The 8,123-nt window shown below is 64.5% G+C and carries 13 protein-coding genes and 1 riboswitch; of the genes, 7 read left to right on the top strand and 6 right to left on the bottom strand.

The annotated features are described in order from the left end of the window. Positions 1-291 precede the first annotated feature (291 nt). Positions 292-477 (top strand): helix-turn-helix domain-containing protein, encoded by a 186-nt coding sequence (locus DEO23_RS15865; RefSeq protein ID WP_109277007.1) that lies wholly within the window; start codon positions 292-294, stop codon positions 475-477. An 816-nt stretch (positions 478-1,293) separates the two neighbouring features. Here DEO23_RS15865 and crcB read toward each other — a convergent pair. Genes crcB through DEO23_RS16000 form a run of 3 tightly spaced genes read right to left on the bottom strand, consistent with a single transcriptional unit; the run spans position 1,294 to position 2,181 of the window. Next, complete coding sequence (gene crcB / locus DEO23_RS15860; protein WP_109277006.1) at positions 1,294-1,671, bottom strand: fluoride efflux transporter CrcB; 378 nt, start codon at positions 1,669-1,671, stop codon at positions 1,294-1,296. Beyond that, complete coding sequence (locus DEO23_RS15855; protein ID WP_240613452.1) at positions 1,668-1,877, bottom strand: fluoride efflux transporter FluC; 210 nt, start codon at positions 1,875-1,877, stop codon at positions 1,668-1,670. Before DEO23_RS15855 ends, crcB begins: the two co-directional genes overlap by 4 nt. Before the next feature lie 19 nt (positions 1,878-1,896). Then, the gene (locus DEO23_RS16000; protein WP_133249903.1) at positions 1,897-2,181 is read right to left on the bottom strand and encodes a hypothetical protein; all 285 of its coding nucleotides are present in this window, start codon (positions 2,179-2,181) and stop codon (positions 1,897-1,899) included. A gap of 11 nt (positions 2,182-2,192) precedes the next feature. Beyond that, a riboswitch (Fluoride riboswitch) is annotated at positions 2,193-2,265 on the bottom strand. A 142-nt stretch (positions 2,266-2,407) separates the two neighbouring features. On the opposite strand from DEO23_RS16000, the gene DEO23_RS15845 reads away from it, so the two are divergent. Then, entirely contained in the window at positions 2,408-2,917 is a 510-nt protein-coding gene (locus DEO23_RS15845; RefSeq protein WP_109277003.1) for an inorganic diphosphatase, read from the top strand. 456 nt (positions 2,918-3,373) lie between these two features. On the opposite strand, the gene DEO23_RS15840 is transcribed toward DEO23_RS15845, so the two are convergent. Together DEO23_RS15840 and DEO23_RS16655 are read right to left on the bottom strand one after the other, a co-directional pair. Beyond that, a complete protein-coding gene (locus DEO23_RS15840; protein ID WP_109277002.1) occupies positions 3,374-4,156 on the bottom strand; it encodes an alpha/beta fold hydrolase in 783 nt (260 codons plus the stop codon). Between the two features lie 622 nt (positions 4,157-4,778). Continuing rightward, entirely contained in the window at positions 4,779-5,150 is a 372-nt protein-coding gene (locus DEO23_RS16655) for a glutamate synthase-related protein (protein ID WP_109277000.1), read from the bottom strand. 494 nt (positions 5,151-5,644) lie between these two features. On the opposite strand from DEO23_RS16655, the gene DEO23_RS16190 reads away from it, so the two are divergent. Genes DEO23_RS16190 through DEO23_RS15820 form a run of 3 tightly spaced genes read left to right on the top strand, consistent with a single transcriptional unit; the run spans position 5,645 to position 6,330 of the window. Continuing rightward, entirely contained in the window at positions 5,645-5,809 is a 165-nt protein-coding gene (locus tag DEO23_RS16190) for a hypothetical protein (RefSeq protein WP_165831889.1), read from the top strand. Next, positions 5,806-6,012, top strand: coding sequence for a hypothetical protein (locus tag DEO23_RS15825; protein WP_109276999.1), 207 nt, complete (start codon positions 5,806-5,808; stop codon positions 6,010-6,012). The genes DEO23_RS16190 and DEO23_RS15825 overlap by 4 nt, the downstream gene beginning before the upstream one ends. 9 nt (positions 6,013-6,021) lie before the next feature. After that, complete coding sequence (locus DEO23_RS15820) at positions 6,022-6,330, top strand: hypothetical protein (protein ID WP_109276998.1); 309 nt, start codon at positions 6,022-6,024, stop codon at positions 6,328-6,330. A gap of 496 nt (positions 6,331-6,826) precedes the next feature. On the opposite strand, the gene DEO23_RS15815 is transcribed toward DEO23_RS15820, so the two are convergent. Continuing rightward, positions 6,827-7,159 carry a winged helix-turn-helix transcriptional regulator gene (locus DEO23_RS15815; RefSeq protein ID WP_109276997.1) on the bottom strand — a complete coding sequence of 111 codons (333 nt, stop codon included), beginning with the start codon at positions 7,157-7,159 and terminating at the stop codon, positions 6,827-6,829. Between the two features lie 102 nt (positions 7,160-7,261). On the opposite strand from DEO23_RS15815, the gene DEO23_RS15810 reads away from it, so the two are divergent. Together DEO23_RS15810 and DEO23_RS15805 are read left to right on the top strand one after the other, a co-directional pair. Then, positions 7,262-7,549: a 2-hydroxymuconate tautomerase gene (locus DEO23_RS15810; protein WP_109276996.1), complete on the top strand. Its 288-nt coding sequence runs from the start codon at positions 7,262-7,264 to the stop codon at positions 7,547-7,549. Then, the gene (locus DEO23_RS15805; protein ID WP_109276995.1) at positions 7,531-7,728 is read left to right on the top strand and encodes a hypothetical protein; all 198 of its coding nucleotides are present in this window, start codon (positions 7,531-7,533) and stop codon (positions 7,726-7,728) included. The genes DEO23_RS15810 and DEO23_RS15805 overlap by 19 nt, the downstream gene beginning before the upstream one ends. The last annotated feature ends 395 nt before the right edge of the window (positions 7,729-8,123 follow it).

The following is an 8,123-nucleotide window of genomic DNA, read 5'->3' as shown; positions in this document are numbered from 1 at the left end:
CTGTTGCCGAGATGCCGCGGAAGTGCTCATCCTTCGACCTTCTCGCCCCTACACGCTCACATATGGGAGACACGCCCTAGTTGTTGTGGGTCATGACATTGTGGTCACCGGGGTGGGGATGAAGGAACGGGCCCCGTGACCGGCACGATGGATGGTGTCTAAGCATCCATCGTCCGGGAGGAGACCCGTTCCGTGACCCACCGTAATGGCACGCTTATCGTGCTCGGAAGGTAGCGAGCGGCCTCTCTCGTCATCGAGGATGAGAGTCCGCTCGCGCAGGTTGCCGCCGAGTTGCGTATCGCTCGCTCGACCCTGTCAAAGTGGGTCTCGCGCTACCGGGCAGGCGGCGAGGCGGCATTGGGGGATCGCTCAAGCGCTTCCTCGCATCGGCCCGTGCAGCTGCCCGCGCAGGTCGTGGAGGTGATCGAGAGCTGGAGGCGAGAGCAGAAATGGTCGGGCCGCCGGATCGCCCGGTAACTCGCCGACGCGCACGGCATCCGCTGTTGCGTGTGCTCGGTGACGAGGTGGTTGGACCGTCTGGGCTTGAATCGGATCAGGGACATCACCCCGGACGGCGAGATCCTCCGCCAACCGGGGAAGATTGCCGCCCGCTATCCCGGGCACTTGGTCCACATGGTCGTGAAGAAGGGCCGGGAAGATCCTCGACGGCTGTGGCTGGCGAGCCCATGGACGCGGCAGCAAACAGGCCCTCGCCGGCAAACGTGCTCGCAAGCAGAAAGTCGGCTACGCCTACCTCCACTCCATGATCGACGTCTTCTCGCGCCGGGACTACACCGAAGTCGTCGCAGATGAGAAAGCAGCCACGACCAGCGCCGTCTTTTGCCGCTTGCGAGGGTTCTTTACCGCGCACGGGAGCACCAAGATCACCTCTGGTCACGGACAACGGCAGCAACTACCGCGCCGGGTAGTTCGCCCAGTCGACCAGGACTTTCGTCTCCCGCCACCAGCAGACTCGTCCCTACACGCCCCGTCACAACGGGAAGGTCGAGCGCTACCATCGGGCTACCGATCTACTCTGGTCGTGTTTGGTGTCAGGGTGCATGTGGGGACATGTGACCTCGGGGTTTGGAATGGTTGACGCTCAGGGGTGCTCACTCCGGTTCACCAGAACTCACGGCACATCTCTGCGGAAGTCGTACTTAACTCGTACCTGCTTCATGTCGCTACGCAGCATCGCCACTCGGCTTCGTCAGGCCCTCGTGGCCGTTGCCCGAAGACGACACCACCGATATAGGGGACCAGCGGGAGGATCCTGGATCACACTCGTGGAGGTCATGGGATGCTCCCGAGCCAGAGGCCGAGACCTGCCAGGAGAGCAGTGGCAGCCAGCACGCCGAGACCGTTGATTCCACCGGCAATCCACCTGCGCTCTTGCATAAGGCGGATGGTTTCGAAGCTGGCGGTGGAGAAGGTTGTGTACCCGCCGAGGAACCCGGCGCCTAAGATCATTTGGGACGTGTCAGGGAGCAGCTGGTTCGCGGTGAAGCCAGTGATCAGGCCGAGTAGGAATGAACCGGTGAGATTGATTGTGATCGTGCCCAGCGGCATGCCTCCGCTCGTCCGGGAGCGGATCACTCCGTCCAGGTAGAGGCGACAGGTGGAGCCGAGACCGCCAGCGAGGGCGATACCGAGGAACAGCAACGGGGTCATGACCTTGCCTCCGTTCGGGGCTGGTGGGCAAGGCTTGCGATCAGGATGCCGGTCCAGGTCGCGATTCCGCCGAGAAGGACGGTGCCGAGCGCATACCCGACGCCGGTGCCTGCGGAACCGCTGCCAATGAGCAGAGCCGTGTCGGTAGCGAGGGCGCTATAGGTGGTGTAGCCGCCGATGAACCCGATGCCCAGCAGCAGCCGCAAGGTGCGGCGCCGTCCGTGGTCAGGGCCGCGACGGGCTACGAAAGTTGGGCTCTTCCAGTTCAGCGAAGACTTCGTGGCGGTACTTGACGTCTTCGAGTGTCGTCAGCGGGTGTATCCACGCCTCGCGTGCAGCTGCTGCGTCCTCGGCGAGTCGCTCGAGCACTTGGTCCAGGGCAAGGTCATGAAGGCAGTCCACGAGGAGGCGAGCTGATGTCTCGGGCTTCTCGGCCGAGCCTTCCGCATCATGGCCGCGTCCACGTGGCCACAAGATGCTGGTGAAGGCGTTTTCGGGTTCAGGGCGCACCTGTGACTCCTCTCGTCACAGGCGCCATCGGCCGAAGCGGTTCGGGCCCTTCTGGCCCCGGCGAGCACCATCGCCGTGCACATCATGCTACCCAATCGACGGTCTGCACAAGCGCTGCCCCGGTCATACCGTCCCCTTGCCTGAGCACCGTGCGAGCGGGGTTAAGGTGAGTCGGCTCGCTGGCACAGACGGGCCGCCCACTTCACTTCGATGAGGAGCTAAAATAATGGAATTTGAAGTAACCATCGAGATTCCGCGCGGGAATCGGAACAAATACGAAGTCGACCATCATTCCGATCGAATCCGACTGGATCGGATGCTGTTTACCTCCACGCGGTACCCCGACGATTATGGATTCATTGAGGGGACACTGGGAGAGGACGGGGACCCCTTGGACTGTCTCGTCCTGCTCGAGGAACCCACCTTTCCTGGTTGTCTTATCCGGTGTCGGACCCTCGGAATGTTTCACATGCGCGACGAGCACGGCGGTGACGACAAAATCATCGCAGCTCCGGTAGGTGAGCGGCGTCAGGCGTGGAGACGAGCGCTCACCGACGTCTCGGAAATGCACCGGATGGAGATCCAGCACTTTTTCGAGGTGTATAAGGATCTTGAGCCAGGGAAGAGTGTCGAAGGCGCTCATTGGGGAGACCGGGCGGAGGCGGAGGCGGAAATTCGGCGCTCCTTTGAACGTGCCAAGGGAACGGAGTTTGAGAATGATTTCACCGTCGTGTAAACTGCTGAAAAGTTCGCTTTCGGCAGCCTTCCTCGTAGGTGAGTTGAAGGTGTGGGATTGAAACGCGGCGTCACATTGGATACGAGTGTGGTAGCGGCGTTGGTGGGCTTGTGGGTCATCGGTCCCGCGCGATGCCCACTGTTGGGGCAAAGGGCGAGGGATCGGCAACGTGCATCGAGGTGATCTTCCCCGTCACCGGGAGCAGGGCCCTCAGGTAGCGGGTTCCCGATGGGCGGGGTGCGGTCAAGGATGTGCTCTTCAAGCTGCGCCGGGTGCGTCGCAGCTCCCAACGCTTTCGTGATTGGTCACGGCTAGGGCGTTCGCGTGCGTTGGGGTGAACCGTCGACCGGAGTCTCAGCGGCGTGTTCTGTTGCGCGTGCAGCATCGTGGAGTCCCCGCCCTGATTCGCGCCGGTGATCACCAGAAGCCCCGAGTCGCGCGGGGTTCAGGCGAGCCTCAGCAGATCCTGGAGAGAATGAGCTCAGTAGCCTCCTGCGGCGCATCCCACTGCGGGAAGTGCCCACACCGGGAGAACCAATGCAACGCTGCACTGGGGAACGCCTCGACAGCCCGACGGGCCTGGCGTGGAAAGGTGACGAGATCCCGACGTCCCCAACCGATGGTGACGCGACCGGGAACATCCTCGGGTGCGGCTCCCTGCTGCCCGGGTCCTTCGGTCAGCGCATCCATGGCCGCGTCGGTCGCCTCAGCATCGGCCAACCCGAGGAGATCGGGCAGCACGGTCTCTTGCGTGAGTGACCAAGGGTGGGCCGAGAGCTGCGCAAGAAGTGCGGTCCGGCTGGCGGGATTGCGCGACAGCGCCGGCAGACCGCTGCGCAGGACTCGCACCAGCGCGATCGAGGGTCGAAGCGTGTGACTGAAGACCGCAAGCTCGCCTCTGCTCCAGAAGCCGCCAGGGGCGAGCGCCACGGTGTCACCGCCGATCCCGCGCCTGGCGAGTTCCAGTACGATTCGTCCTCCCATCGACTGCCCGGCGGTGGCGGCGCCGTCCAGGCCTTGCTCGGCAAGGAACCGGGCGACCGCGTCTGTGAGCGCGTGGATCGAGACCTCGCCAGGCAAGGGTGGCGAACTGCCGAATCCCGGAAGGTCGACCGCTATGACCTCGTGGCGAGCAGCCAACGCGTCGACTATCGGAGCCCAGGAGCGCAGCCCAGCGCCGAGGCCGTGGACCAGCACGAGAGGGCTTCCGTGGCCTCGGCGGACATGGTTGAGCATCATTTGACCACCGTACGGCGTGGCTCCGCTTCGAACCACCCCACTTCTCTCGCCGTAGTCTCATAACTGATGCCACTGGCAGACCAGCTTCAGGCGTGCCGTGAGCAGGCCTCCTTGCAGCTCCGCCCTCCGGCCACAGGCGGGAGCCGCGGGTGTCCGAGTAAGTCGGGAGCTCTGCGGCATCCGTGTTCGCTGCGGAGGCAATATTTGCCTTGCCGTCGGGAACCGCGTGATCGTCAGAAACCAGAGCGTAGGTCACTCGGCCTTAAGCGATGCCCGAGGGAACCGGAGGAGGCAACCCGTGCGCGCCCTGGCGATCGGTGAGGCAGTGACGAAGTCGTTGACGGTGGCAGTGACCATCGTGTTCTGCCTCTTTGAGCACGCCAACGGCCCGCCCAAGACGTGGGAGCACGAGGAGGAGCGATCAGCTGCCCTGCGAGCCGTCTTCGGCCGGTTCCCTTTGTCGTCGTCACGGCGGTGCGTGTTGTGGCGATGGTGGACCGCTCGTGCGCCCTGGAAGCGATGGGCGTCGGCGAGCTTCCAGGCGCGGGCCTAGGCGGCGTCCCCGGTGCCCTCGGGCAGTTAGTCCTCGTCCAATTAGGAGCAGAGATCCTCATAGGGCGTCTCATGGGCGGGGTGGATGCGCCGCAGCATATGACGGGATCCTGGTCGTCGAACGATGCCATCCCCATGCAACCAGCATCAGCACGGCTGAGAGCATGGCCCGCGCGGCTCCTTGTCCTCCGCGACGACGGCGCTGATGCGGCGTCCTGCGTGGCGACGCCGCTGGGACACGGGTTGGTGTTGCAGTGCTCTGCTTGGATGCAGCCGTCACCATCATCATCGGACGGGCGACACTGCAGAAGTCAGCGCCCAGGGCCTCACGCCGGATGATGTCGTTGCCAACGGCGATCTTCCCTGAGCAACGGATCGCGATCCGGTCTCGCAGCCTCATTCCGACCAGTGCGTTCTGGACGATCACCGCCCTCTCCGACAGCGGAGCCCCGCATGGGCTTCAAGCTCCAGTGGAGCGCTGCCGCTGCCCCCGTTGGTGCCGTTGACGGAGATCCAGTCGGGAGTGACGCCCACCTGGCGTCGACAGTACGCCGGGTCCCCGGAGGGTCAGGCGCGTCGCATCTCAGTTCCATCGGTCAGGTCGGAGCGTCAGCGCATTGAGACTCTCATGCGCCGCGAGTGCCAGGAGGCAAGCTCGCGAGCACGGCGACCTTTGGCCAGCAGGGGCCCCAGCGCGCCACGCGGAGTTCACGACCTTGTTGAGTCGCAGCAGGCAGGAATACGATGCAGGGAGAGGAGGAAGAAGCATGGACCACCTGCTCGGCGGCGCCGTCAGCCGCGGCCCCGGCTCTCGTTGAGGCGATCGGCGACCTCACCCCACGTCCGAAAAGCGAACGACGAGTGGCGCGATAGGCACTGCCGGAGTGCGCAAGTACCCCGGAACCGCCCGCCCGGCCAGTATCCACGCAACCCATCATGAAGAACAAGACACTGCCCTTCACGTGGCTGACCATCGGTGCAGCCACACTCACCGCCTGGGCCGCCCACGCCGGCGCAACTGGATGGGCGATCGCCGCCGGGACCATCATCGGGGCCGCCGTCGCCATCAGCCTCATCGCCGCCCGGCGCGCCACCCGATGACGATCCACTACCTCGCCCGCACCGACGTGGCCGAGCGGATCGGCGTGAAGCCCGCGACGCTCTCTCGCTACAATCTGCCCGAGCCCGACGCGATCACCGGCACGCGCCACAACGCGGCGCGTGGCTGGCTGCCCGAGACGATCGACCGGTGGAACGCCCAACGGCCCGGGCGGGGGCGTGGCGCTCCTCGCGCTCGTGATTGACGAGACGCGATGGCCACCGTGACTGCCGCTCGCGAGGGTGAGTGGTGGACGCTGGATGCCCCGGATGTCGGCGCGTACGGGCAGTCCGCCACCCTCGGGGATGCTCAGAGTGCAGCTCGAGAATTCATCGCGCTCGAACTCGACATCGAGCTCACTGAAGTCGAGGCGACCATTGTCCCCGCATCAGGCGACGAGGCGGCTCGCGCTCTTCGCAAGGACGTGAAGGGGGGCGTTGAGTGCGCGCATACTCCGTATCGCGAAGCAGCGCAAGCACTCTACATGTCCGCCCAGTGCATGCACCAGCTCATGTCAGCCTGACCCCTGGACGTACGAAAGTGCCCCACCTCCCGGAGGAGATGGGGCACTTTACGACGGGGGTGGAGGGGCGGCGTCATCATCTCCTACAGCCGTAAGAACCGCCCCTCCACGCGCAGTCTCCCACGGATGCACAAGAAGGCGCTCCCACCCTTTTTCCAGGGGTGGGAGCGCTTCAGAGCGGAGCGAGGACGAGGACTCCGCTCGAGGCGACCAGTCCTTACGCAGGACTCCCGATGGCCGCCCTGTGATCACAGTACGTCAGCGGACCCGGTATCGGGCACGGCACCCCTTCTGGGGTGGACGCACTAACGTGCCACACCTCCCCAAGGAGATGGGCGTTTTGAGACTGGCGGAGAGGCGGCGTCAGCATCCCCCAAGACCGTAGGCGCCGCCCCTCCGATGCAAGTGCCACACCTTACGGGTGAGGGCGACCGACGATTGCGCAGGGGATGGGAGCTTCACCAGAAGGAAGCCCCGGGCGTGACGCTGTTCGCGCTCAAGTCGCGTCGTGCTCGTGGCCCCATCGGTCGAGCGCCGCGAACACGTAGTTCAGGCTCTTGCCCTGCGGCGTGATGCTGTAGGTCACCTGTGGTGGAACGGTGGGTTTGACCTCGCGTGCCACGAGACCTTCCTGCACCAGTTTCCTGAGGTCGCCGGAGAGCACCTTTTGGGAGATGCCGTCGACGCGTCGCTGCAGGTCTGCATAGCGCCGGGGCTCCTGTAGCAGCTCCCACAGGATCAGCATCGTCCACTTCCCGCCGACGATGTCGATCGCGCGGCGCACGGTCTCGCCGCAGAAGCTGTTGCTCGGGTCCCTGGAGTCGTCCATGCCCTACCTCGTGGTTCGTTCCTGTACAGAAAGTGCCGTCTTCCACGCCTGAGCTGCATCCTGCAGGGTGGAGCAACAGTCAACCAGGCAGCAGGAGGAGTCATGCCGATCGTCAATCTCGACATCGTTCCCGAGCTTATGTTCGGTGATCGCGACGCGCAGTACCAGCAGATTGCCGCTGGAATCACGGACGCGATTGTCTCGACGACGGGTGCTCCCGTCGAGTCGGTGCACGTCCTGATCAACGAGGTCTCGAATGCGAAGTATGCCGTTGGAGGCGAACTGCTTCGGGAGAAAATGGGCCGGGTTCGAGCTGACGGTGGATTCGCTGTGCGGGTTACGATCGGGTGCACCCCGAGCAAGGAGCACCCGTGGATCGCGAGCAGCTGAAAGTCATCATCAGGGACACCATCAGGCAGCGCGGGGACGGGCCGACTGGTCGTGCCGAGGACGACTTTGATGTCGATGCAATCGCGGAGGAGCTCTTCGCCGCCTCCGACGACGAGAGCATGCTGGACGTCGACAGCGAGGACTTCATGCGGATCATCGCCACGCACCGGCGCTCATGAATGCCACGCGCGAAAGCCGCCCTCGTTTCGCGAGGGCACTCGGGGCCTGTTTGGGTGATCCTGATGTGACCACTACCTGCGCACCGTCCAATATGACGGAATCGCGTATGCGGGCTACCGGCCGTTCACCGCAGGGTCTACGCTTCGCCTAACCGGCCGCCTTGGTGGGGGTCAAGGCGGCCGGTGCTCCCTGCAACTGAGGGCGATCCAGGACCCTGCAATCGGGGGTGTCCTGGATCTGGCGACCGTGGCGCCTCACCTGCAAAAGGAAGTCGGAGAGGGGCCCTGGTTACCGCATAGTACGACATGCCAGACGCCTCTATTTAGAGAGTCCGAGCGCGGGGCGCGATATCGGCATGCGTGGCGGCAGTCCGAGCCTGAGAGTGCAAGAGCCC

The organism is Brachybacterium endophyticum (genome assembly GCF_003130585.1).
Taxonomy (GTDB): domain Bacteria; phylum Actinomycetota; class Actinomycetes; order Actinomycetales; family Dermabacteraceae; genus Brachybacterium; species Brachybacterium endophyticum.
This window is presented reverse-complemented; position numbering and strand designations above follow the sequence as displayed.

Excerpts from the sequence above, each read along its gene's own strand:
- DEO23_RS15815 (WP_109276997.1), bottom strand. The coding sequence starts at position 7,159 with ATGGACGACTCCAGGGACCCGAGCAACAGCTTCTGCGGCGAGACCGTG.
- crcB (WP_109277006.1), bottom strand. The coding sequence starts at position 1,671 with ATGACCCCGTTGCTGTTCCTCGGTATCGCCCTCGCTGGCGGTCTCGGC.
- DEO23_RS15825 (WP_109276999.1), top strand. The coding sequence starts at position 5,806 with ATGACGATCCACTACCTCGCCCGCACCGACGTGGCCGAGCGGATCGGC.
- DEO23_RS15820 (WP_109276998.1), top strand. The coding sequence starts at position 6,022 with ATGGCCACCGTGACTGCCGCTCGCGAGGGTGAGTGGTGGACGCTGGAT.
- DEO23_RS15840 (WP_109277002.1), bottom strand. The coding sequence starts at position 4,156 with ATGATGCTCAACCATGTCCGCCGAGGCCACGGAAGCCCTCTCGTGCTG.
- DEO23_RS15810 (WP_109276996.1), top strand. The coding sequence starts at position 7,262 with ATGCCGATCGTCAATCTCGACATCGTTCCCGAGCTTATGTTCGGTGAT.
- DEO23_RS16190 (WP_165831889.1), top strand. The coding sequence starts at position 5,645 with ATGAAGAACAAGACACTGCCCTTCACGTGGCTGACCATCGGTGCAGCC.
- DEO23_RS15845 (WP_109277003.1), top strand. The coding sequence starts at position 2,408 with ATGGAATTTGAAGTAACCATCGAGATTCCGCGCGGGAATCGGAACAAA.